This is a genomic window from Streptomyces sp. NBC_01089, from assembly GCF_045162975.1.
GTDB lineage: Bacteria > Actinomycetota > Actinomycetes > Streptomycetales > Streptomycetaceae > Streptomyces.
This window is the reverse complement of sequence record NZ_CP108660.1, coordinates 8,254,792-8,277,755: the sequence shown is the minus strand read 5'-3', so window position 1 is coordinate 8,277,755 and position 22,964 is coordinate 8,254,792. Positions and strand designations below refer to the sequence as shown.

17 protein-coding genes and 1 pseudogene are annotated in these 22,964 nt (G+C 67.0%); all 18 read right to left on the bottom strand.

Annotated features, from left to right (window positions below; translation table 11 throughout):
* Positions 1 to 342: 342 nt before the first annotated feature.
* Positions 343 to 2,850: a Helicase associated domain protein gene (locus OG510_RS37200; protein ID WP_406134510.1), complete on the bottom strand. Its 2,508-nt coding sequence runs from the start codon at positions 2,848 to 2,850 to the stop codon at positions 343 to 345.
* 756 nt (positions 2,851 to 3,606) lie between these two features.
* The gene (locus OG510_RS37195) at positions 3,607 to 4,179 is read right to left on the bottom strand and encodes a transcriptional regulator (protein ID WP_406134511.1); all 573 of its coding nucleotides are present in this window, start codon (positions 4,177 to 4,179) and stop codon (positions 3,607 to 3,609) included.
* A 19-nt stretch (positions 4,180 to 4,198) separates the two neighbouring features.
* Positions 4,199 to 5,728, bottom strand: a complete 1,530-nt coding sequence (locus OG510_RS37190; protein WP_406134512.1) for a helix-turn-helix transcriptional regulator — start codon at positions 5,726 to 5,728, stop codon at positions 4,199 to 4,201.
* A 13-nt stretch (positions 5,729 to 5,741) separates the two neighbouring features.
* On the bottom strand, positions 5,742 to 5,990 hold the full coding sequence (locus OG510_RS37185) for a hypothetical protein (RefSeq protein WP_406134514.1): 249 nt from the start codon (positions 5,988 to 5,990) through the stop codon (positions 5,742 to 5,744).
* A 285-nt stretch (positions 5,991 to 6,275) separates the two neighbouring features.
* Positions 6,276 to 7,105: pseudogene (locus OG510_RS37180) on the bottom strand (IS5 family transposase).
* Between the two features lie 115 nt (positions 7,106 to 7,220).
* Complete coding sequence (locus OG510_RS37175) at positions 7,221 to 8,789, bottom strand: MFS transporter (protein WP_406134515.1); 1,569 nt, start codon at positions 8,787 to 8,789, stop codon at positions 7,221 to 7,223.
* 191 nt (positions 8,790 to 8,980) lie between these two features.
* A complete protein-coding gene (locus OG510_RS37170) occupies positions 8,981 to 10,540 on the bottom strand; it encodes an NAD(P)-binding domain-containing protein (RefSeq protein ID WP_406134516.1) in 1,560 nt (519 codons plus the stop codon).
* Between the two features lie 90 nt (positions 10,541 to 10,630).
* A complete protein-coding gene (locus tag OG510_RS37165; protein WP_406142265.1) occupies positions 10,631 to 11,581 on the bottom strand; it encodes a cupin-like domain-containing protein in 951 nt (316 codons plus the stop codon).
* A 285-nt stretch (positions 11,582 to 11,866) separates the two neighbouring features.
* Complete coding sequence (locus OG510_RS37160) at positions 11,867 to 13,021, bottom strand: acyl-CoA dehydrogenase family protein (protein WP_406134517.1); 1,155 nt, start codon at positions 13,019 to 13,021, stop codon at positions 11,867 to 11,869.
* Positions 13,018 to 13,491: a YbaK/EbsC family protein gene (locus tag OG510_RS37155; RefSeq protein ID WP_406134518.1), complete on the bottom strand. Its 474-nt coding sequence runs from the start codon at positions 13,489 to 13,491 to the stop codon at positions 13,018 to 13,020. The genes OG510_RS37160 and OG510_RS37155 overlap by 4 nt, the downstream gene beginning before the upstream one ends.
* Positions 13,488 to 15,092, bottom strand: a complete 1,605-nt coding sequence (locus tag OG510_RS37150) for an amino acid adenylation domain-containing protein (protein WP_406134519.1) — start codon at positions 15,090 to 15,092, stop codon at positions 13,488 to 13,490. Before OG510_RS37150 ends, OG510_RS37155 begins: the two co-directional genes overlap by 4 nt.
* Positions 15,070 to 15,843 (bottom strand): thioesterase II family protein, encoded by a 774-nt coding sequence (locus OG510_RS37145; RefSeq protein WP_406134520.1) that lies wholly within the window; start codon positions 15,841 to 15,843, stop codon positions 15,070 to 15,072. The genes OG510_RS37150 and OG510_RS37145 overlap by 23 nt, the downstream gene beginning before the upstream one ends.
* Before the next feature lie 8 nt (positions 15,844 to 15,851).
* Entirely contained in the window at positions 15,852 to 16,121 is a 270-nt protein-coding gene (locus tag OG510_RS37140) for a phosphopantetheine-binding protein (protein WP_406134521.1), read from the bottom strand.
* Positions 16,122 to 16,129: 8 nt separating this feature from the next.
* A complete protein-coding gene (locus OG510_RS37135; RefSeq protein WP_406134522.1) occupies positions 16,130 to 17,077 on the bottom strand; it encodes a chlorinating enzyme in 948 nt (315 codons plus the stop codon).
* A 121-nt stretch (positions 17,078 to 17,198) separates the two neighbouring features.
* Entirely contained in the window at positions 17,199 to 18,518 is a 1,320-nt protein-coding gene (locus tag OG510_RS37130) for an LLM class flavin-dependent oxidoreductase (RefSeq protein ID WP_406134523.1), read from the bottom strand.
* A gap of 39 nt (positions 18,519 to 18,557) precedes the next feature.
* On the bottom strand, positions 18,558 to 20,513 hold the full coding sequence (locus OG510_RS37125; protein ID WP_406134524.1) for a hypothetical protein: 1,956 nt from the start codon (positions 20,511 to 20,513) through the stop codon (positions 18,558 to 18,560).
* A gap of 61 nt (positions 20,514 to 20,574) precedes the next feature.
* On the bottom strand, positions 20,575 to 21,297 hold the full coding sequence (pcp, locus tag OG510_RS37120; RefSeq protein ID WP_406134525.1) for a pyroglutamyl-peptidase I: 723 nt from the start codon (positions 21,295 to 21,297) through the stop codon (positions 20,575 to 20,577).
* Positions 21,298 to 21,385: 88 nt separating this feature from the next.
* The gene (locus OG510_RS37115; RefSeq protein ID WP_406134526.1) at positions 21,386 to 22,633 is read right to left on the bottom strand and encodes an MFS transporter; all 1,248 of its coding nucleotides are present in this window, start codon (positions 22,631 to 22,633) and stop codon (positions 21,386 to 21,388) included.
* Between the last annotated feature and the right edge of the window lie 331 nt (positions 22,634 to 22,964).

The following is a 22,964-nucleotide window of genomic DNA, read 5'->3' as shown; positions in this document are numbered from 1 at the left end:
TACGCGAAGACGACGCGCCGACGCTACGCGTCGGATGAAAGCCCGCTCCGCGGGCTGCCGGCCACTCCGTGGCCGGAGTGCTTCCACTCCGTGGAGTACGTGGCGGGTCGGTGGGCAGCCGATCGCTCCGCGATCTGTCCCCACCTCGGCTCTGTATCCATCTGCAACTTGGCTAATAGTTAAGGTGGTTGAGTAGGCGTCCGCTCCGCGTCCGCCTACAAGCTGGCTAGTGTCACGGGGCAGTGGCGGGCCGTGCGGCTCCCCCTCTGGGCACGAGTCATTCGCGGTTGCTCCAGTATACCGGTGCACGAGGATGCTGCCGCTGTTAAGGAAGCAGAAAAACTATGGGATCTCCGAGAGATCAGTGTCTCCTTCTTTGGTCGTCGTTGCGGGCCAGTCCTCGAGGAGGATGTCGCGCATCAACTGGCTGTATTTCTCGGGTAGTTGACCAGCGTTCTGCTTGGTGCGTGTCTTACAGAGCCATGGGCCGATCATGATGCGTTGGCCGTCGACCTCGATCCACTCCCGGGCACCGGGTACACGGCCGTGCCGTTCCATGAAGGCGCGCAGCAATGTCGTCGTCTGTTCGAAGGTACGGCGTGTTCTCCCGCTGGGTCGGGGCTCGTCGGATGTCATCTTGTGTACCGGCAGCTGGATTTGATCGGGGGTCAGGCCGAGGCGGGTGAAGCTGTCGCGTTGGCCGTCAGAGAGTTTGTTCCAGGTGGTGAGGTGTCGGTGCAGCCAGCTGCCGGCCTTCACGCCGTCGACCACAGTGTCGCGGCGCAGCGTGGCGGGGTGATGTCCGGCTTCGATGTGTCGGCGCAGCAGGTGGTATTTGCGGTGCCAGTCGGGTCCGTGAGGGAGCGTCCAGTCGGCGTCGAGGCTGGTGAGTTGGGCTTCGCGGTCCGGGTGCAGGCGGTGTTTGCGGGCCAGAGCGCGCTGGTCAACGAGGAATTGGCCGCCGGGTTCAGTGGCGGGGATGGCGAGGTGGCCGTAGGTGGTGTGGAACGCCTCGACGGTCGCCATGTGGCCTGCCCAGGCGGCCTCGTGGGCGTCCCAGATCATGCCCAGATCCTCAAGCTCGCTTACCCAGTCAGCCGTAAGGGTGCCTTGGTCGTGGGCGGTGCGCTGGCCGTCGATGAAGGAGCCGAGGCGGTAGCCGTAGGTGTCGGTGTAGTCGACCGGGACCTTCAGGTGGCCGTGTTCGGCGTGGTAGCGGATGGCCGCTGCCAGGCCGGCACGGCGAGGCGCGGAGAGCACCGCGCCGGCCGATGGCCAGGCCAGCAGGTCCATGGCGCGGACGATCGTGCCAGGGTCGAGGGTGAAGTCGAAACGGAACCGACGGTCGAGGAGGCGGTGGGTGGTGTCGTCCAGACGGTGCGCGGTGGTCTTGCGCGGGGCGCGGGCGGCAATGGTCTGGTCGTGGTGGCGCAGTGCGGCGGTGATCAGCCAGAGGGCCTCAAAGGGGGTGTCCAGGAGGTCGGTGGGGTCGGAGTCGGGTGGGATGTAGGCGGGGATGACCAGGCTCGCGGTCTTCACGTCGACCGTGGGGGGCTTGCGCAGAGCGCGACCCAGGGCTTGAACGATCCGGCGCACGCTTTCGGTGCGAGAGGCGAAGACGATGGCGTCGACGGCCGGCAGGTCGATGCCCTCGGACAGGACCTGGGCGTTGGTGATCACAGCGCGATCGGCGCTCGCGAAGCGGTCGAGGAGTTTCGTGCGCTGGTCGGGGGTGTGGTTGCCGTTGATCGACGAGAGGGACAGAGTGCCAGCCCAGGAAGGGCGCTGCTCGGGCGGGAGGGTGCGCAGGGTGTGGGGGAACTGGCGGGCGAAGCCCGCGGCGTCGGCGACCTGCTGGAAGTACACGATCACATGCTTGAGGTCGTGCTCGGTCATCGCTTTGAGGACCGCCAGGTGCAGGGCGGTGGTCCGGCGTGCGGTCGGGGCGAAACCGGTGTGCGCGTGGTCGGGGTCGGTCAGGACCGTGCGCAGGTCGGTGCCGGTGATGGTGGGGATGAGGATCTGGTAGTCAGCAAGGACGCCGTCCTCGATCGCCTGGGCGTGGGTGTAGGTGTGCAGGCGGGGGCCGAACACCTTCGGGTCATCCATGGAGGCGATCAGGGATGGGGACTCCCAGGCCGGGACGGTCGACGCGGTCCGCTTGGGGCGCGGGCGGGCATCCGGGGCCTCGGCCAGGCGCGGTGCCTCCCACTCATAGGGCGTGGCGGTCAGGTACAGGCGGCGATCGGTGCGGATCCGGGACTGGTCGTGGACCATGGTCCATTCCTTGTCCCAGGAGCCCGCGGTGCGGTGCGCCTCATCCACGATCGCAAGATCGAAGACCGGAGCTGGGAAGACGGAGTGCTGGATCTCCTCGATCCGCCGAAGCGAGTCGAGGGTCACGAACACGGTCGCCGGCTCGCTCTTCTTGGCCCGCTGGGCCAGCCAGTACGCCAGGTACTCCCCCGAACCCGTGGACACCACTTCTGCCTCGGCCAGCACGGGGTGCTTGTTCGCATTCAGCGACGACACCGCCACCAACGCCTCGGTGCGGCCGTCCGCGCGGGCCGCCGCCGCCCACTGGCCGATCAGATCCCGGCTGGGTACCACCACCAGCAGAAACCGGGTCTCGAGAGCTTCCGCTGTCCGCAGAGCGATCAGCGTCTTGCCCGTTCCGCACGCCGACACCATGTGCCCGCGGCTCCCGGGCTTCCTCAGGCCGCGTACCCCACGGTCCACCGCCGCCCGCTGATCCGGGCGCAGCGCACGGCGGACGGGACAGGCGGGAGCAGAGCTGTCGGCCCGAGGCAGGGGGCTGTCCAGTACAGCGGGGCGGGGGTCGATGGCCATCAGGTGGTTCCTCGGGAGCATCTGCTGAAGGTTCGCAAGGGGCGGGGGTGGACGGGGGTCACTGGTAGAGGAAGTCCGCTCCCCACACCTGGAGTCCGTCGGCCAGAGCAACAGCGTTGTCCGCCGCTTCCCGGAGCTGTGCGGCTGTGCACGCGTCGTATATGGCGTTGGTCGCCCTTTGAGTTGCGGTACTCCGCGGCGAGCCGACGGAAGGTGACCGAGGGACAGAAAACGGAATCCGCCGCCGCGCGCTCATCCACGAGCTCAGCAGGAAGCCCGCAGTACGTCTCCGACGTGATGTAGCACGCCCAGTCGACCAGTTTGCGCGTCGACCACACATCGGCCGCGACGCGGTCGAGGAGCAGCGGACGGCAGCGGGGGGCAGGGCATTCGTCCACCGTCGCGTAGAATAGCTGGTCCAACAGAGCGGTGTCGGCCCTGGTCTTGAGGTCCGGGTGCAGTTCGGACAGCGGCACGAACTCCCGTTGCCGACGACGGACCGTGGCCGCAGTGTGTACATGGTCCACGCCGCTCACGGTCTTTCCCACAGTCCCCTCCGGAAGGCTCATTCCCCGGCATTACGGTTCCATCGTCGCGCGCCCTGGGTGCACAGCGGCCGCAAAACGGCGAACACGCGGCACAGCGGTAGATCTTCTAGTAGGGCAGGGACAAGGCCCGTTGGTCCACCACACCGAGAGCCCGGAGACCGGTTCGGCCGTGCAGGTTGGTTTTCGGGCGTGGTGCAGCGCGTGGGGTTCAGGCGGCGAAGCCGACGTTGGTGACGTACTCGTACTGGCCCCACTGCGAGCCGAGGTCGACGATCTGCTCGATCCAGGCCTCGTCCATGGCCCTGTCATCGCCAGTGGACCAGGCGTCGATGATGGCCTCCCAGTGGCGGACGTTGAGAATGCGGAATTCCACGACCCGCTGCTGGGAAGGACGCACGCCGGACTGATTGAGCGGGTGGATCTCGACGCGGGTACCGCGGCCGGTGCGGTTGAGGCGGGCCAGGAGATAGCGGGCGACATTGTGACGGCGGACCGTGCGGTAGGCGGCTTCGATCCGGGCGAGGTTCTGCGGGGTGGGATTGCGGGTGCCGGCCAGCCATGCCTTCAGGGTGCGGTCGGTGACGGTCAGGCCCGCGTCGTAGGCGGCAGCGCGGGCGCGGGGGGTGCGGGTGAGGTAGTGCAGACGGGCCATAAGGCCGCGCCGGGTGGTGGCGGGCGAAGCGATGAAGTCGGCGAGGGCGTCGAGCTGGCGGGCGACGGCCTCGTAGCCCTTGATGCCTTGGGCGCCGTACTTGCCGAAATCGATGGTGCGCTCGGGCACTTGAGGTCCCCTCCCTCTGTCAGTTCTCGTCGGTGTGTCCGGCCGCGGCCGGGTCTGTGGGTGATGTGCCGACGGCGTACACGTCCTTGACCTTCACCTCGGAAACTCCACGGCCTTCCGGGAAGACACGCCGCCAGTCACCGACGACGTGGAGTTCGTCGGTGCCCATCACACGGACGACCGCCAGGCCGGCGTCGTGCGCCTTAAGGGCTTTGGCCCAGAGATTGGCGAAGGCCTGCGAGCGGATCAGGTGCATCCAGTCCGGACGGTACAGCTCCCGGTTGTAATTCGACTCCCCCATCGTGGACACGAACTTCGAGTACATCGCCTTCACATACTCCAGCATCACCTCATCGTCGGCGGCGATCGCGGTGTCGCGGGCGTCCTTGAGCGTGATGCGGAACCTCTCCAGCAGGCTCTCCGTCGCACCCGAGGTGAACGACTCGTGGATCTGAGGCACTTCGCACAGGGCGTACTTGGGGCCGGACAGACGCAGCAGCAGCCGGAGGGTGGGCTCGGTGACCCAGAGCGGGCCGGGCTCGTCGCGGTTGCCGATCGGGTTGGGCAGATACGCGCCATGCTCCCATGCGGGCGGGGTGATCAGGTGAACGCCGGCGCGGCGGCGGTCGTGCACATTGCCTGTGGTGTGCTCCAGCTGGCCGAGCGGCAGGTGTGTCTTGAGCGCGGACAGATAGGCGCCGTTGATGTCCAAGGCCGTCACCTCGTGCCGGCCTGCGGGCAGTTCGGGGCGGGCCCACTTGGGACGGGCCTCCCAGACCTGGTCGGCACCGCGCCCGGACTGCTTGCGCAGGATGTCCGGGATCCACGGGTGAGCAACGATCGCGTAGCGGCCGCCCCTGCGGCAGTCGTCCAGCAGAGCCATCGCATCCGGGATCGCCCGCTTGACCAGGACTGCGGTCGCCGCCTCCACATCGCCCTCGTGCGCCTCGAGCGCCTCGACCACGGCCGCCGCGATCGGGGCGGACGACGGGTCGGTGTCGGACGCGGCCCGCACACGCCGGCCGGCGGGCGCGGCCTGTACGGGTTTCGTCGTGCGGCTCTGCGGCCGCTGGGCGGGTGGGAACTCTGGGGTGGCGCACTGGGTGGGGTCGAGGTGCTGAGGGAAACCGGCGACCTGGTGACGAGCAGGCTGCCCGCACAGGACACACGGCTCGGGCGCGGCCAGAGCTTCGACGTCGTCCGTGTCGTCCCCTGCGGTCGAGGCATCGCCGGGTGCCAGGGACGTTGCGCTCTCGTCCAGTGCGGGCTGGGGCGCAATGGCTTCCTCTGCGGGCGGTGGGGCGGGGGGTGCGAGTTTCGTGGCCAGGCCGTCCAAGAGGTAGGCGTACTTCGCCCTGAGCTCCCCCGAAGGGTCACGGCCGGTCTCCCACCCCGTGACCGTGGACGGGCTCACGCCGAGAGTCCGGGCCACCTGGGCCTTCGACAGGCCGGCCCGCTCACGCAGGTCACGGCGTACCTGCGCCTCGGGCAGCGCGGGTTGAGGAGTGAGGGAAGCGAGCAGCGAGTCGATCGCGTCGAAGTCGCTCATCGATGCGCCGCTCTCAGATGTAGGTGACGGGGTTACGGGACAGGTGCGGGCTCGGAGTGGGGCGGCCCACCCGCGCATCGTCGCGCAGCAGGTCGCCCTCGAGGGCGTAGCGGTCACCGTGCTTGGAGATCCCGGTGATCCTCGCGACGGCAAGCACCGTGCCGCCGGTGCTGATGATCTGCACCTCGTCCTGGGACAGGGCCCGGTCGGCGTTGAACTTCCAGATACCGCGCCCAGCCAGCCAGGCCTCATCTTCAGACATCCCGGGACGCCAACCGATCATGGTGCGTCCCAGACCGTCGTCCGTGTCGGCGGGCCGTTCGGCTCCCAGCTGGATCTGCAGCACCCCCGTTCACCCTCCCGCAAAAGAAACACTTCAACTTGTTGCGAAGTTACCAGCAACGGGGATAACTTTGCAACAAGTTAAAGAGTTATCCGCAACTGCCGGCCTGGCCTCTCGTGTCGCCGCGCGGGAGCCTTCTGCGCGATCGGGTCCGTGTGCCAGAAGCCTCATAGCCGGTGGCCCCCTAGGTTCTGTCGTCAAATGTCACGCCCACATCAAGAGTGAGGCGAGGGTGACGGCTGCTTCGTAAGACTCAGTGGTCTTGTCGTACCTGGTGGCGATCCCGCGCCACTGCTTCAACCGGTTGAAGCACCGTTCCACGACGTTGCGGTGTTTGTATGCCTCGCGGTCGAAGGCCGGCGGGCGGCCTCCCCGGCTGCCCCGCCGGGCTCGGTTGCGGATCTGGTCGGCCCGTTCGGGAATCGTGTGCGGGATGCGGCGGCGGCGGAGCCAGGTGCGGATCGCCTTCGAGCTGTAGCCCTTGTCGCCCAGGACGTGATCGGGCCGGACGCGAGGCCGACCCGACCCGATCCGGGGCACCCTGATCGCTTCCATCACGGCGGTGAACCGGGTGCAGTCGTTGGTGTTGCGGCCCGTCACCACGAAGGCGAGGGGACGGCCCCGGCCGTCGCAGGCGAGGTGAATCTTGCTGGTCAGACCGCCTCTGGACCGGCCGAGAGCTGGGTTCCGGAGCCCCCTTTTCGAGCCCCGGCCGCGTGCTGGTGGGCACGGACGACGGTCGAGTCGACCGAGACGAGCCACTCGACGTCAGCAGCCGCATCGGCTTTCGCCTGGGCGGCTCGGAGCATCCGGTCGAACGTTCCGTCCACCGCCCACCTGCGGAAACGGGTATGCAGCGTGGCCCACGGCCCGTAACGCTCGGGCACATCCCGCCAGGCGACACCGGTGCGGAACTTCCACACGATCCCGTTCAGGACCCTGCGGTCATCCAGCCGCTTCCGCCCCCGCAACGACTCGGGCAGCAACGGCCGGACGAACTCCCACTCGACATCAGACAGTTCATGACGACGTATCACGCCACCATGATCCACCAGGCAAGATCATTTGAAGACACTGCCTAGCGCCCTGGAAGTCCGAGTGCTTCGACCCATATGGCACGACCACAGCACCGGCCACCATTTTCGCCCCCTACGTCGCCGTTCCTCCCTCGCCTTGTAGGGGCGTTGCTGGCGTGGCTCTGGCGGGAAGGGCCTCGCCGCATACGAGATCGCCGAGTTCGGTGTCCAATGGTTCGGCGCCTCCTGGGCGTTGGGAGACGGTCTGCGGAGTGCTGCCGCGGACGGCGACCGCGATCCCTGCCACGGCCATGGGAAACGCCACGAACACCGCGGCGGTGCGCATGCCTGCGTGTGCCGAGAGAATCATGGCGATCAGGGGTGGCCCGAAGGCTCCGCCTGACTTGCCGACCGCCGCTGTCCATCCGCCGGCGGTGCCGCGGATGGGCAGCGGGTAGATCTCGGCCGTGTAGGGACCGACAAGTGCGATGACGCCGGCAGTTCCGGCGAACAGCAGCATCACGGTGGTGAGGAGAACCGGTCGGCTGCCGTCCATGCCTACGGCGGCAAGCACCAGCAAGGCCGTGCAGGTGAGGGCCGCGTAGACGACCATGGTGCCCCTGGCCGACCAGCGCACGTAGAGCCATGCCGCGACCGCGCAGGTGGGGACGGCCAGCAAGGAGGAGATGAACAGCAGGGTGGTGGCGGACATGCCGTCGGTGCCGGAGGACGCGAGCTGGCTGGGCAGGAAGGTGATGAAGCCCCAGTAGACGAGGCCCCAGGCGAGGGCGTAGGCACTGACGACCAGGGTCTTGACTGTCTGGGGGTGCTTGAACAGGGCGGAGGCGGGAACGCGTTCGGGCCGTGACTGCCGGTCGGTGAAGGCAGCGGATTCCGGGATCCACCGGTTGAACGCGATCAGGACCAGGACCAGCGGAAGCTGGGCGAACCACAGCACGCGCCAGCCGGCCAGCGGAATGAGGATCGCCGCCAGCCCGGAGGCGGCCATATAGCCGCCGGTGGTGGTGAGTCCGGCCTGCAGCACCATGATCCCCGCGCGCCGGCCCGGCGGCAGGCTCTCCGTCATCAATGCGTAGACGACGGGCAGCATGCCTCCAGCCGCCATGCCCATCAGGGCACACATGACGAGGTTGCCGCAGAAGCTCGGCATGGCGCCGCACACCGTCGTACCGAGGAAGAGCAGCGACGCGATGAGGATGGTGGCCCTTCGGCCGATACGGTCCGCCGCGCGCCCCCACACGAGTGACCCGAGCACGGTGCCGGTCAGGGCCACCGTGGGCAACCACGAGATCCCGGTGGTGCTGAGGTGGTACTCGGCGCGCATGCCGGGCGAGATGAACGCCAATGTCGCGGGCTTCATCTGATCCACCAGCAGAGCGAAGGTGAGGCTGGCGATGAGGCGGTGACGGCTCACCGTGGGTGTCTGAGGTGGGCCGGACACGACCGCGGGACGGGTTCCGCCTGGCTGCACCACCGCGCAGGCCGAGATGGCCACGCCCACGACGATGACGATCATCGCCGCCCACATCGCTGGCGACATCCGCATCATCGACATGTCGAAGCCCGTAGAGGCGGAGTCGGCATACATCCACAGATGCTCGATGACACCGGCGCAGGTCAGGAGCACGCCGGTCCAGAACAGCACAGGACGGGGTATCAGGGCGTCTGCTCGTGCGTGCATGGTCAGCTCCTGGTCGGCCTGCGGAGGTGCCGCCGTGGCCCGGCGGGCCTGGTCTCGTGGCGCGGGCGTGGCGTTCAGGGCGGGCTCGGGGGCCGCCCTGAACGCCACGCCCGCGCCTACCCGGCCTTCCCGGCCGCCGTCCTGTGCTTCTGCTCGTAACGTTTCGCATCGTCGTCACGTGGGGCGGCGTGTCACCTGCGAGCGACGCGCGCGCCTTCGATCGTGCCGGTGAGGAAGGCTTCGAGCGGCTTGATGTGGACATCCGATCGTCGCCATTCGTTCTCCAGGTCGTCCGGGAGGTGGAGCGTCTCGGCGAGCTCGCCGTGGCGGTAGTGCCGGATCACCGGGTGGAGGAAGGCGTCGATGTAACCGTCTCCCAGCACCGAGGCCGAGAGACCTGGCTTGAACGGATCCATGAGTTCGTGGTCCGGCCCGTACTCCAGGCTGACGGAGAAGGTGTTCTCCGCCTCGCCGAACGCGGAGTCGTGAAGGTGTCCGACGGGCACTTCCTGGTAGTGCCTGACCGGCCCCTCGCTCGGCACCACCAGCAGATCGGCCAGCACACCGAACTGCTGGAACAGCCCGGACGACCGGTTGATCCGCTCAATCAGGGCGGCCGTCAACTCACCTGGTTCCGGCGGCAGTTCGTCGTGCGGCCAGACCCCGTTGTGGTACCGCTGCTCCAGGATGCGACACAGCGCGCGTGCGCCGTAGCGGAATCCGTGGATGAAGCCGTTGGTTCCCTTCTTGAAGTCCATCTGCTGGGTGAGGGTCCCTGCGAAATACAGACCCGGCACATTGGTCGACTCATAGGCCTCAGTGAGTTCGGGAAAACGGTCGTTGACGGCGAGCCGCGGACGGCACCCCTCCTCGAAGACGGAGGTGTCGAAGCGAAATCCCGTGCACACGATCACCCGGTCGTAGCGATGCTCCATCGTCGCCCGGGTGAACTTGAACCGGACGCGGTATCCGCCTTCTTCTTCCTTCTCGATTCCGATGACCCGCGCGTCCACGATGGCATTCTGGATCTTCAGCTGAGCAGTGTCGATGAAATTGCTGTTGACCGCCCGGAGATGTCCCACGAAATGACTCTGCCAAGCCAGATGCAGCGGGTTGGGACCGGCCACGTGGACGACGGCGGCCGTCTCTAGCAGATTGTCGGCGGTCTCCAGTGCCGAGTTCGCCTTGCCTATGATCAGCACCCGCTGATTGATGAAATCCTTGGGGTCGACAGAAACTGTCGCGTACGGCTCTGCCGCTTCGACACCGGGGATGTCTGGAACGTTGGGCCGACTCACGCCGGTGGCGATGACGACTCGGCGCGCTTGATACGTGTCCCCGCTGCTGTCCGAGGCCTCGAATCCGCTCGCCGTGCGGGCGATCCTGGTGATGCGTCGATTGAAACGGACACGCAAGCCGTGCGCCTCCGCGAAATCGCCGAGGTAGCGGACCATGTCGTCGGCGAGGGGAAAATAGCGCTCAGTGTACCGGGCGAGCCGTAGTTCGGGCCTGTCCGAGAGAAGCGAATTCCAGTCCGAGCGCAGGTTGAACTCCGGATCACTGCTTCCTGTGTAGCGCTTGTTCACCGAGATCATCTGACGGTGTCGCGGATACGTGGCGAAGAAGGACCCCGGCCTGCTGGATTCCTCCACGACCTCGTACGTGTGCCCTCCAGCCTCCAGGAGCTGCGCCACCTGAAGCCCGGCCGGCCCTGCACCCACCACCAAATAGTCCAGATCAGCGTCTGCCACAACGACCTCCGTCCGTCCGGTTGTTCACACCCAGCATGGAATCGCGCCCAGCTTCCGCGGCCGATGGCACCGGCCGTCCCTCGCCCGTTGTCAGGCCTTTCCCGACCGTGCCTGGTCCTCGGCGTCGTGCGGCGCGATGCCGCTCAACAGTTCCTTCGCCGCCGTGTCCTGCTTCAGATAGCTGGCCAAGTTGCCCAGAAGGCGCCCGAATTCAGCTTCGGCGCTCACCCGAGGTCCGCCCGTTCCCGTGATCCCATAGGCGTATTCGCGCCAGCGGACATCCTCCATGAGGCGATCCGACAGTGCCTCCGTGAGGACGGAGAGCCAGGTGGGCCCGATCATGGCGAAGTTGACCTGGAGGCACTCCCCGTACGCCTTGGTGGCGTGCCACCATCCTCGCGGCATGAACATCATTCCGCCGCTTGTCACTTCGGCGGACATCGCGTCACCGGGCATCGCCGTTGGGAACGGCAGTTTGTCGGCGAACCTGAAGTGCGACTTGCTCACCTGCTGGTCCCCTCGCAGAACCGTGGTCGTCTGATTCCGCACGTGTTCGTTGGCTGCCCATTGCCACACCTTGCGCCCCGTGAGTAGGAGCGCGAGATTCACCTCGGCATCGCTGTGCATAGTGAGCCCACTGGCGTCCTCGTAGGCCGAGGCATTCTGTCCGGTTGACGCGAAGATGTCGCAATGGAAGACAGATCCGGGCATGCCGAGTTCCCCGGAGATCTGGTCGATGGCCCGTTGCAGTCCCGGGATGAATCGCTCGGCGCTGCGCAGGAGCACGGTGAACTCGGCATTGTAGAACGGCAGTGCCGACTTCCCGTCGGCCACGTTGGCGAAGAATCCGTCGGGCCGGATGATCGAGACCCGGTCCCCGAAAACCTCCAGGGCGCTGGTGGCGGAGGCGAGTTCTGGAATCGACTCCACCAGTGGAGCGAGGCGCGCAGGGTCTCCTGCGAAGCAGCCCGGTACATTCGGCCAGTGATCTCGAATGAATTCGTCGGCAGTGAGAGGTGCTACGAGCATGTCCAGATCCATCACGGAAACCTCTTCCGTCATACTGGGTGCGCGAGAGTGGAACGAGCCGGAGGCGGATTCTTTCCGGGGCCGGGACTCTTCGGAATTCACCGCGCTTCGAGGCGGCTTTGAGGTGACACTTATTGCACGGAGCGAGATTTGTCTCCGTCACACGGACACCCGCCCGCATCTCTGCGAATATCGGCGGGATCTTTTTGATCCTGTCATGCGGATGAGGGTGGACACAAGGGAGTTGGTCGTCGGAGCTTGGGGACCGCCCGTCCCGCGCATGGTGCCGGACGTCTCTCATGTCGTCTCGTAGACCAGATCACGCAGGAGCTCACTCGCCCCGCCGGCGATCGGCCCGGCCATGGCATCCCGGTACAGCCGGGCTGCCACGGCGTCGGCGGCGTAGCCCCGCGCACCGTGGAACTGCAGGCACGTCTGTGCCGCCGTGACGGCCAGTTCGGTCGCGCGGAGTTTCAGGACGGACGCGGTACGGGTGTCGAGGCGCCCGTTGGCCTGCAGCCAGGCCGCCCGGTAACCGTAGAATCGGACCAGCTCATACGAGCTCTCCAGCTCCGCGATGCGGTGCCGCACCGCCTGGTGGGCCCCCAACGGCACGCCTTTGACGTGGTGTTCGCGTACGAACGCGTGCAGGAGGGCCAGGCAGTGGCCGACCCCTCCCACGGCAAGCAGTCCGGCCACCAGGCGCTCGAAGTCCAGCGCCTGGACGAGATGCAGGATCGCCCGGTCGGGCCGGCCGACGAACTGGCCGGCGCCGATGTCCACGTCCGTGAGGCGCACCCTGCACACATCCGCGCTGTGCCAGCCGAGCATGGGCTCCGGATGCCGGCTCACGCCGGCCGCGTCCCCGTCGACCACCAGCAGACTCGCCGCGCCCAGGCCGCTGCAGCCCCGCGGCGGGCGGCTCGCGGCCAGGGTGATGAGGAAGTCGGCCTGGGAGCCGTTCGCCACGTAGAGCTTTTCGCCCTGGACGCGGTACCCACTCTCCGTGGCATACACCCGGGTGGCCAGATCCCTCAGATCCGAACCCGCCGTCGACTCGGTGAGGGCGAGCGCGGCGATCAACCGGCCCTGCCGAGCGCCGGGCAGGTACCGCTGCCGCTGCTCCTCGGTGCCGAACATATGGAGATAGGACGTCGCCATGTAGGCGTGCACGGCCACGGAGGCGCGAATGCCGCCGAACCCGAGCCCCCCGAGCTCCTCCAGGAAGATCGCGCTGTGCAGGAAGCCGGGACCGGCATGGTCCAACGACAGCAGCCCGGCCTCGCCCAGGCTCCGCCAGCCGCTGCGGGATATCCGTCGCTCGCTCTCCCAGTCCTCTGCGTTCGCGGATACCAGGCTGTCCAGCAGAGCACGTACGCGGGTGCGGAATCCGTCGTGGTCTGCCGCGAGGAAGTCGGCGTGGCCGGGGCCGCCCGGGTCGTCGCGCCTCACGTCACCGAGAGGACGGTGTGCGCGGGCAGAATGTCGGTGATCTTCATCGGGATCCTGAAGACGGCCCGCGGATTGCCGGCCGCGGCCCATGTCTCGGCGAAGGCCAGAAGGTCCTCGTCGACGAAGACCGTCAGGTCCTCCTTGTGTCCCAGCGGCGGGACCCCGCCGATGCTGTAACCAGTGACGGTCTTGACGAAGTCCGCGTCAGCCTTGGCGATGTCGCCGCCCACGGCGGCCGCGACGGTCTTCTCGTTGACCTGGTTGGGGCCACTGGCCAGGACGAGCACCGCCTCCCCTGTGGCGACGCCACGGAACACCAGCGATTTGACGATCTGTGCCTTCTCGCACCCGAGGGCCCGGGCCGCGTCATCGGCTGTGTGCGTCGACTCCGGGAGTTCGACGACGGTCAGGTCGAGGCCGCGCTGGTCGAGGAGGTCCTGGAATTGGCGGGCACGCTTGCTGAGGCTCATGACGATGACGCTCCGAAAGGGTGCTGAACGGTGAGGAGGGCGCGACGGTCGACCTTGCCGGTGGCTGTGAGAGGCAGCGCGCCGCACAGGTGCACCGCCGACGGAACCATGTAGTCGGGCAGTTGCGCGCCGAGTCTTTCACGCACCGCTGTGGGGGTGCAATCCGCCACAGCGGGCACCACGAAGGCCATCAGCACCTTCCCGCCGGCCAAGGTCTCGGTCACCGTGACATAGCTCTGCTTCACCGTCGGATCCTGGTCGAGGTGGTGGGAGACCTCTCCGATCTCCACCCGGAAACCGTTCACCTTGACCTGATGGTCGAGCCGCCCCTGGAACACCACATTGCCGTCCTCCAGGAGGTAGCCCCGATCACCTGTCCGGTAGATCCTCTCGGGGCGGCCGTCGATATCGCACACGGCGAACGGGGCCTCCCTATGGTCGAGTTGACCGAGGTAGCCGGGAGAGAGGCCGGGGCCGGCGAGCCATACCTCGCCGATCTCACCGGCCGCGCACAGCCGTTGTCTGTCAACCACGTACATCCGCGTGTTCTGTATGGGCCGTCCGATGGGCAGTGCCGTGCCGGCCGGGGGAAGACGGCGGACCGGGTAGTAGGTGGCGAACGTCGTGCACTCGGTCGGGCCGTACACACTGACGAGCCGGTCCGGGCCGTAATGGGCCAGTGCCTTGCCCATGTGGGAGATCGAGTGCGCCTCGCCCCCGGTCAGGATGGTCCGTACGCCGGACAGGACGTCCGGGGCCTCGTCGACCACGGTGTTGAACAGCGCCGTGGTCAGGAAGACCAGCGTGACGCCCTGGTCGACCAGCACCCGTCGGAGTTCGGAGAGCCGGATGAACGACGCCGTGTAGAGGACGCATGTGCCTCCGTGGAGCAGCGGCCCCCAGATCTCGAAGGTCGCCGCGTCGAACAGGACCGGAGAGGCATGCAGCACCACACTGTCCTCACCCATACGGGCGTAGCGTGCGCCGAAGACCAGGCGGGCCACGCTGCGATGACGGATCGGCACTCCCTTGGGGTGTCCCGTCGACCCCGAGGTGAAGTTGATGTAGGCGATGTCGTCCGGGCCAACGCGCGTACGGGGATTTCCGTGCCGCGGAGCCGTCTCCGCTCCCGCCTGTCCGGAGCGTACAGAGCGTACGGGGAGAGTCCGCTGATCCGGCAGGCGTTCTGCCAGCGCCGTGGCCTGATCGCCGAGGACCAGACGGCTTCCCGCGGCGCGAAGCACGGTACGCAGATGGGCGTCGGGCCAGGAGGCATCGACCGGCAGATAGGCGGCTCCGCACTTCAGCACCGCCAGGAGAGCCGCGATCATTTCCGGGGAGCGCTCGACGCACACCCCGACGGTGTCGCCCGCCCGCACGCCCACTTCGAGCAGCCGGGCCGCGATCGCGTTGGCGAGATCGTTGAGTGCCCGGTAGGTCAGACGCCGGTCGCGGTGTACGACGGCCACCGCGTCCGCATACCGTGCGGCACACCTTTCGAAGAGTTCCTTGAGACTGTCGTGGCTCGGGTAGGGCTGGGCCGTCTGGTTGATCCTGCGGTGGATCGACACGGCCTTTTCACCACAACTGATCCTGTCCACCAGCCGCTCCCAGGCGTGAGTTGAGGACGTCGAGCAGGTGAGGGCGATGCGTGAGGGGGAAGAAGTGCCCGCCCGGCATGTCGACCAGTTCGCAGCCGCGACGCCCGAACGATCTCCAGCGGGCCATGTCCGCGCGGCCGTCGACCGCGTCACGGCGTCCGAACATCGCGGTGATCGGCGCCTCCACACCGTCGCCGTCCCGGCTCCCCCACATCTCGGCGAGCCGGATCTCGCTCCGTATCGTCGGCAGCATCAGCCTCATCAGCCTGTCGTCGCCTACGAGTTCCGGTGGCATTCCGCCGAGGCGGTGCAGGGCTTCCCGCAACTGGTGATCGGGCAGGGTGTGCAGGAGGGGACGGCGCTGGGGCATGTCCGGACTGCGGCAGGCGGAGACGAACAGCCTTCGGGTCCGGCCGGGATGAGCGGTCGCTGCGAACCGGGCCAGCTCGTAGGCCAGCCGCCCACCGAAGCTGTGACCGTACAAGGCGTGGGGACGCTCCAAATGGGGTGCCAGCGCGGAGGAGACGTCCTTGAGCAGTAACTCCCAGTCCTCGTAGTGTCGCTCCCTGATCCGTGGCCCCCGGCCGGGGAGCCGGACCGCAAGCAGTTCGATGCCGTCAGCCAGTCCGCCCGCCCACGGCCGGAAGACATCCGGGCTGCCACCGGCCCACGGAAAACAGATCAGCGTGACGTACGGGTCACGGACCGGGCGCCCGCACGTCAGCAGCCACGGGTTGCCACCGGGACGCACGGCGCCAGCTAGGTACCGGCCAGCGGTGCGGGCCGGTACCGGTTGCGTTCGATGGCCGAGGCGAGGGCCCGGACGCTGCTCTGGGCGAACAGGTCGTCGGGCGGCAGCGTGTCCTCGCCGAACGTCTCCTCGACCCGCGCGATCAGTTTCATCGCGCTCAGCGAGGTGCCGCCGGCCTCGAAGAAGTCGTCCTCGGCCGCGGCGACGTCGAGGCCCAGTGCCTGACACACGCTGATCAGCCACACTTCGACATGTTGCTCGTCCACTGTGTCGGACATGACCCCTCCTACTGACGCACCGGGAAGCGGTAGCCATTGACGGTCTGATCGATGATGCTGTTGTGGTGGAACCGGTCCTCACCGGACACCAGGACGGTGCCGTACCGGTCGAGACTGGCCGCTCCTCCGAATTCCTCCAGGCCTTCGGAGTACGGGTACACCCGTACTTGCGTGGGGACGTAGCGGGAGGCGAAACCCAGCCGCATGCGGCCGGCACCGCTGTGCGGGTGGGAGGCGTGCATCAAGGTCGACCAGAAGATGACGAACTGGCCGGGCCGCATGACCTGTGACACCGCTTTCGACTCGTCGGGAGTCCAGTTCGGGTCCTTCTGCAGCTGTCGGTAGTCATATCCGAAGAAGCCCCGCCTGACGCCGCCTTTCTCCACGTTGTTAATGGATTCCAGGTCGTACGTCATCACCTTCGACTCGTCGTAGTTCATACTCCGGTGCGAACCGGGGACGAATTGCAGGCAGCCATTTTCGACGCTGGCTTCAGTGAAAGCCGTCCAGACGGTGATCGTGCCGCCGAATTCGGAATCCTCCGGCCAGACGATCTGCGGATGCTTCGAGCCCGCCACGTTCGAGAAATTGTCCGCCTGGTGCCAGTCGGTTCCCTCGTCGCCGGGGTACTTGGGAAAGAATTCGGTGCGCCAGCAGAGCACGTCGGGTCCGAGCAGGCTCGCCACCCGGTCGACGATCTCCGGTCGGGAGATGTGTTCCGCGAGGAAGTCGACGTCCAGGTGGCGATCATAGTTGGCCAGGTTGGTGGTACCCGAGGCAGCCTGCTTCTGGCTGTAGATGGAAGTCTTGGTGTTGATCAGTTTGGGCCGGGTACGACGCAGGGCCCGCTCCATGTCCTCTTCCGGGTAGAGGTCGAACGGTCCGATGAACCCGTCCCGATGGAACCGATCAATTTCCTGCGAACTCAGCAAAAATTTCTTGTCCTGCTGTTGCATGATAAACCCTCCTTCGCACACATATCACCCACGAGGGGAAATCAAAGGAATGGATGTACCAACGGTACCGTTCCAGGAATTCTGGTCAAGTGAGGCCGGGTGAAAGTTTCCTGAGGCGGCACTACCCGGCTTCACCGTTCACGTACTGATTGGCGGGGCGGGCCGCTCCGTAGTGGTCGCGCAGCGTCGTTCCCGAGTATTCGGTGCGGAAGAGGCCGCGGGCCTGAAGGATCGGCACCACATGGTCGACGAAGCTCTCCAGACCGGAGGGCAGCACCGGCGACATGATATTGAAGCCGTCGGCAGCGTCGTTCTCGAACCACTGCTGCATCGTGTCCGCCACCTGTTCCGGGGTGCCGGCGATGGTGAGATGGCCGCGGCCCGCCCCCAGCCGGCTGATCAGCTGGCGTACCGTCAGGTGCTCTCGCCGGGCAAGACCAACCACCAACGCTTGGCGTCCCTGCGCCCCTTCGACGTGCCGGTCGGTGGTGAGGTGGGCCGGCAGCTCCTCGTCGAGGCGCAGCTCGTCCGCGGACACCTGCAAAACGCCGGCCAGCTGCTTGATGGCGTGCTCGGGCTTGATCAGGCCGGCGAGTTCGGCGTCGGCGGCCTTGGCCTCGGCCTGTGTCGTGCCGATGGTCGGCACGATGCCCGGCAGGATCGTGACGGTCTGCGGATCACGGCCGGAGCGGGCCGCGCGCTTCTTCATGTCGGCGTAGAAGACCTGGGCGTCCTCCAGGGTCTTCTGCACGGTGAAAACGGCGTCCGCGTGGCGGGCCGCGAAGTCCCGTCCGTCCTCGGACGATCCGGCCTGCACGAGGAGCGGATATCCCTGAGGGCTGCGCGCGACGTCCAGCGGTCCGGAGACACTGAAGTACGTTCCCACGTGTGCCGCGGGGTGCAGCCGGCTGTTGTCGCCCCAGTCCCCCGCCTCCTTGTCCGCGATGATCGCGTCGTCCTGCCAGCTGTCCCACAGTTTCCGGGCCAGGCCCACGAATTCATCGGCGCGGGCGTACCGGTCCGCGTGGGGCGGAAGCTTGTCCAGCCCGAAGTTGTACGCCGCGATCAGGGTGGCCGTCGTCACGATGTTCCAGCCGACCCGGCCGCCGCTGACGTGGTCGACGGAGGCAAACCTACGGGCCAGGTTGAAGGGCTCGTTGTAGGTCGTGGAGGCCGTGGCTATCAGGCCGATGCGCTCGGTCACCGCGGCCATCACGGTCAACAGGACCGTCGGCTCCAGCGCAGCGGCCGGCTGACGGCTAATGTCGCCCCACAGCCCCGGATGGTCGGCGAGGAACAGGGAATCGAGCCTGCCGCGCTCCGCCACCCGGGCAAGGTGCTGAAAGTGCCTGACATCGGTATTGGCCAGCGGATCGCTCTCCGGCAGCCGCCAGGCCGACTGATGGTGCCCAACGCCGCTCAAGAACGCGTTGATGTGCATTTTTCGGACCATCGGGTTCCCTTCAGTGCAGGCGGTCGGCTACTGCCGTACGAACAGGCCGCGCAGCGCGGCGAGTTCTGTGCGGTAGTCCTTGCACTCGGCCAGGTCCCAGGACCTCGGGTGCCGAGCGGTGTACTTCTCGTGCACGTCTCGGAGCCTGCCCAGGCCATCCAGCAGGGACAGGGCCGAGCGCTCGATCTCCGCCGCTTTCTGACGCAGCGCGATGGTAAGGGCGACGCAGACGCCTTCGGTCAGCTGCTCCAGGGCCCACGCCGGGTAGAGCATGCTGCTGCGCGAATGCGCGCCGAACCGGAACGCCTCGCGCAGGTACCAGGTGCGTACCGTCGCGATCCGGTGGGCCCGGGAGTCCTCGAACAGCACCGTGTCCTGGGCGAGTTGGTGCCGCACCTTGAGCAAGACGCGGTGCGAGTACGACGTGTCGATCCGCAGCCGGCTGTATGCGGCGGAGGGAATGCCTGGCAGCACGCGTTCCCGCTGCACCGCGGAGTTCAGTTGCCGGCGAAGGGCGGCGGCGGCGCGCTCGTCGGGCGAATACTCTTCCGCCGCCAGCGCGTAGTCGCGCAGGATCCGGCAGAGGTAGTACTCCGGGAACCTTCCGATCTCCCAGCCGTACTCAGGGAGCCAGTGTTCGAGGTCGTCCAGCGAGGTGATCGCTGGATGGCCGGCCGCGTACCGGAAGGTGTTGATGATGTTGGCCTGGAGATCCGACGCGGGTTCGGGCCACTTCGGCTCGCCGGCGAGGAAGTCGTCCGGGCCCTGTTCCCTTGCCTGTTGGAGCACTTCGGCCGCCGCCTGCCGGACGACCGGCCGAGCGACATCGAAGTCGAGGGTGAAGTGGTCGGCCAGGGTGGGCATCACGTCGAAGTAGGCGTCCGGGCTGGGGTGGACGCACACATACCCGGCGTCGCTGTCCTTGGCGCCGCCGGTCGGGGTCAGGCGCGACGCGATGGCTTCGGCGAGGATCACGTGCGCCTCGGCGGTCGGGTGGCAGTAGTCCACGAAGTCAGCCGGGCCGAGCAACTCGGCCAGGTCGACGACCTCGACGTTCGGCCGCGCGGCCATCTCGTCGATCTGCCGCCGGTATGCCCCCTTCATGCGGTACAGGTGGATGTCGGCCTCGACGGCGCGCATCGCGTAGCCGTGCGCTGCGTTTTGATGCTGTCCCTCGTCGAGGATCCGGCTGAGGTTGTACGCGGCGACTGCGCCGGACGCGCCCTCGGTCTCGGCCAGCTCCTTCAGCAGTTCCACGGCTTCCTCGGCTCCATCGTGCTGATGCAGCAGAACGGCCAGGTTGTTCCGTGCGATGGCTGGTGCGTGCCCCTGCCCGTCGGCCAACTGCCGGTACAGTGCGGCTGCCTTCTCCGCGTCGCCCTCCTCATGGCGGCGCACCGCGTCGATCAGTGTGCGGGCCGGGGCGGTGCGGCCGGTGAATGCGTCGGCGAGCCGGGCCGGCAGTCCCACGATCTTGTAGTAGGGGGCACGTGGCCCCATCATGGCCGCCGGAAAACGCGTATTGGCGATCGGGTTGATGAGCAGGACACGGCTGCCACTGCGATCCGCCTCCCGCACGATCGACTCCAGGTTCCGCCGGAAGTCCCGCGGCGTGGTCGCCACGGTGCGGCGCTCGTCCCGTTCGTCGAACTCTCCGGTGTCCTTGCGCCGGATGCGGACGACGGGCCGGTTGCTCGCAGCGCGCGACCGCAACCGGTCCCGGTCGCGCCAGGCGTGGTACACCCCCTTGTAGCGGGACTGGGCACCATCGGAATTGCCGAGGTAGACGATGACCAGATCCCAGCCCCGCCGTGACGCTCTCCGCCGGAAGTACCGTGCCGCGTCGGCGCTCGTGAAACCCGGAACGGCGTGGTTCTCGATCCGGTGGGCGCCGTCGAGCAGCGTGTGCAGGACGGACGGATACACCGCCTGAGGAGCCCCGATACCTGCACTGCACGAATCACCGAGGACAAGAATGCGCACGGGAGACTCCCTCCTGCTCACGAAGGCGGGGGCGGGCATCGGGCGAGGGGCGCACGGCGGACTACTTCCGCGATCGCCGGGGGAACCAGCGCGCGGTCCCTGATCGCGTGCTACGGGAGGACGCGGAGTGTTCCGAGGAGGTTCTCAGGGCGGTGGAGATCACGATGCGCAGGGCGTCGGCGGCGGTGGTACTGGCCATGGACGGGCGCCGCTGCCGGTCGGCGGCCTGTGCCGGAGTGAACGGGATGTGCACGAACCCGCCCTGGACGTGCGGGAATTCGGTGGCGATGAGATGGGCCAGACCGAAGGCGATGTGGTTGCAAAGGAAGGTGCCGGCGGTGTGGGAGACGGACGCGGGTATGCCGGCTTTCAACAGGGATTCGGTGCAGGCCTTGACCGGTATCGAGGAGAAGTACGCCGCAGGCCCGTCGGCGACGATGGGTTCGTCGATGGGCTGATTGCCGTTGTTGTCCGCGCCCTCGGCGTCGTTGAGGTTGATCGCGACGCGCTCGATGGTGATGTCGGGGCGGCTGCCTCCCTGGCCCGTGGAGATGACCAGGTCCGGCTCCAGCCGCAGCATCTGCTTACGGAGTTCGGCTATGGAATCTCCGAATGCGCACGGCAGCAGGACCACCTCCAACTCGATTTCCTGCGGCGGTGATTTGGCCAGGAGTCGGCAGGCCTCCCAGGCGGAGTTCAGATGGTTTCGGCCGAAGGGTTCGACGCCGGTCAGCAGGACGCGAGAAACGGTGGCCTCCGAGGGTGAGGACAGCGAATTCGTCACACGCTGTCGGCCGGCCTGTGGGGAAACGGACAGGAGTGCACTGTGCGGGAGCGGTCGACCGGAGCGGAAATCCGTCCGGATGCTTGTTTCACGTCGCGTGCCGAAGTCCCCGCACAGAAGGAACGGCGAGCGGGCAGAGCGTGAGGGCGATCCACAGGAATCCGCCGATGAGCGCGACTCGGGGAGCCCCGAAGGCACTCGCCAAGGGTGCGGCCGAAAGCTGTCCCGCCGGAATGCCGATAAAGGACCCCAGATTGTCGTACGACGAGATCCGGGACAGCATGTTCTGGGGGATGTTCTCCTGCAGCGTGGTCTCCCAGGCGATGCTGTAAAGACCGAAACTCAGCCCGGCCAGGAACGCTGCGGCTGCCAGCCAGTACGCATTCGCGACGAGTCCCAGGGCGATCAGCGGGAGGCCCACCAGGCTCGCACACAGCTGTGCCACCGGCAGGAGCCGCTTCAAGGTGATGCGGTACATCACAACCGCGATGAGCAGGATGCCGATCGCCCTGACGCTGAGCACCATCCCCCAGGAGGTCTCGCCGATCCGGTCCTTCGCGATCAGCGGTCCCAGGACCGTCCAGATACCCACCTGAATGTAGTTGGCGACGCCGAACGAGGCGACGATCGTCCAGACCCAGGTCCGGGACCGGAATTCCGTCCATCCCTCACGGAGTGCGACGAACGCGCTGGCCTTCCGGGGTGGCGTCTTGCCGGTCATCTTGAGCCGGAACATACAGACCGCGGCGACGAAGTACGTGGCGGCGTCGACAGAGATCGCCCAGCCGCCGTTCGTGGTCGCCACAAGGGTGGCAGCAGCGGTGGGGCCCAGGACCTTCGCCGCGTTCTTGCCCGATCCCAGCACTGAATTCGCGCGCTGGATCTGCGACTTGGGCACGATATCCGGGACGATGCCACGCAGTGCCGGGTTCGTGAATGCCGCCAGGGTCCCATTCAGGGCTTCGAGCAGAACCAGAGCACCGAGATGGTAGTTGCCTGAGATCAGGATATAAGCGACAACAGCCTGCGTAAGACCGGCACCGAGATTCGACAGCAGAAGTACGAGTCGCCGAGAGAACCGGTCTCCGACCACTCCGCCGGCCAGTGTGAAAACGATGAGAGGAATGGTGTTGGCGGTGAGCACCGCCCCCATGTCGCCCGCGCTGCCCGACGCATTGAGAACTGCGAGGGACAGTGCCACCGGGGTCATCGAGCTGCCGAGCAGCGAGACGAGTCGTCCCGTGAAGAACCACCGGAATGCTGGCACATGGAAGGGGCTGGCGACATCTGCCCCCTGGTCTGGATCGTCTGCTGCGACTTCGGTTTTCAGACTCATTTCCAACCTTGCTTTGACACGTAAGGAGCCAGCGAATCGACGTCAGAGACTACAACATCAACGGCTCGTGCCTGCTGTGCAGTTGATAGTCCAGGCCACTCATGAACAAGAGTTTCTTACCTTCTGGCCTTCCCGAAAATTCGTCCGGGCGGCGTTGCACCCACGATGCGTGTTCGAGTTGCCGCCCTCGATTCCCCGGCGTGGACGGGTCCGGCAGCGGCCGGACCCGTCCACCGGCTCATTCTCAGTGGTCGTAGCTCATGGGGGCACCTCCTCCCGGATCGGTGGGCGGACTCATCACGGACACGACGTCCTTCCCGTGGCCCGGCTG

Bases quoted from the DNA above. Each gene is read 5' to 3' on its own strand.
- OG510_RS37200 (WP_406134510.1), bottom strand. From the start codon at position 2,850: ATGGCCATCGACCCCCGCCCCGCTGTACTGGACAGCCCCCTGCCTCGG.
- OG510_RS37190 (WP_406134512.1), bottom strand. From the start codon at position 5,728: ATGAGCGACTTCGACGCGATCGACTCGCTGCTCGCTTCCCTCACTCCT.
- OG510_RS37185 (WP_406134514.1), bottom strand. From the start codon at position 5,990: ATGTCTGAAGATGAGGCCTGGCTGGCTGGGCGCGGTATCTGGAAGTTC.
- OG510_RS37175 (WP_406134515.1), bottom strand. From the start codon at position 8,789: ATGCACGCACGAGCAGACGCCCTGATACCCCGTCCTGTGCTGTTCTGG.
- OG510_RS37165 (WP_406142265.1), bottom strand. From the start codon at position 11,581: ATGGATCTGGACATGCTCGTAGCACCTCTCACTGCCGACGAATTCATT.
- OG510_RS37155 (WP_406134518.1), bottom strand. From the start codon at position 13,491: ATGAGCCTCAGCAAGCGTGCCCGCCAATTCCAGGACCTCCTCGACCAG.
- OG510_RS37140 (WP_406134521.1), bottom strand. From the start codon at position 16,121: ATGTCCGACACAGTGGACGAGCAACATGTCGAAGTGTGGCTGATCAGC.
- OG510_RS37135 (WP_406134522.1), bottom strand. From the start codon at position 17,077: ATGCAACAGCAGGACAAGAAATTTTTGCTGAGTTCGCAGGAAATTGAT.
- OG510_RS37130 (WP_406134523.1), bottom strand. From the start codon at position 18,518: ATGCACATCAACGCGTTCTTGAGCGGCGTTGGGCACCATCAGTCGGCC.
- OG510_RS37115 (WP_406134526.1), bottom strand. From the start codon at position 22,633: ATGAGTCTGAAAACCGAAGTCGCAGCAGACGATCCAGACCAGGGGGCA.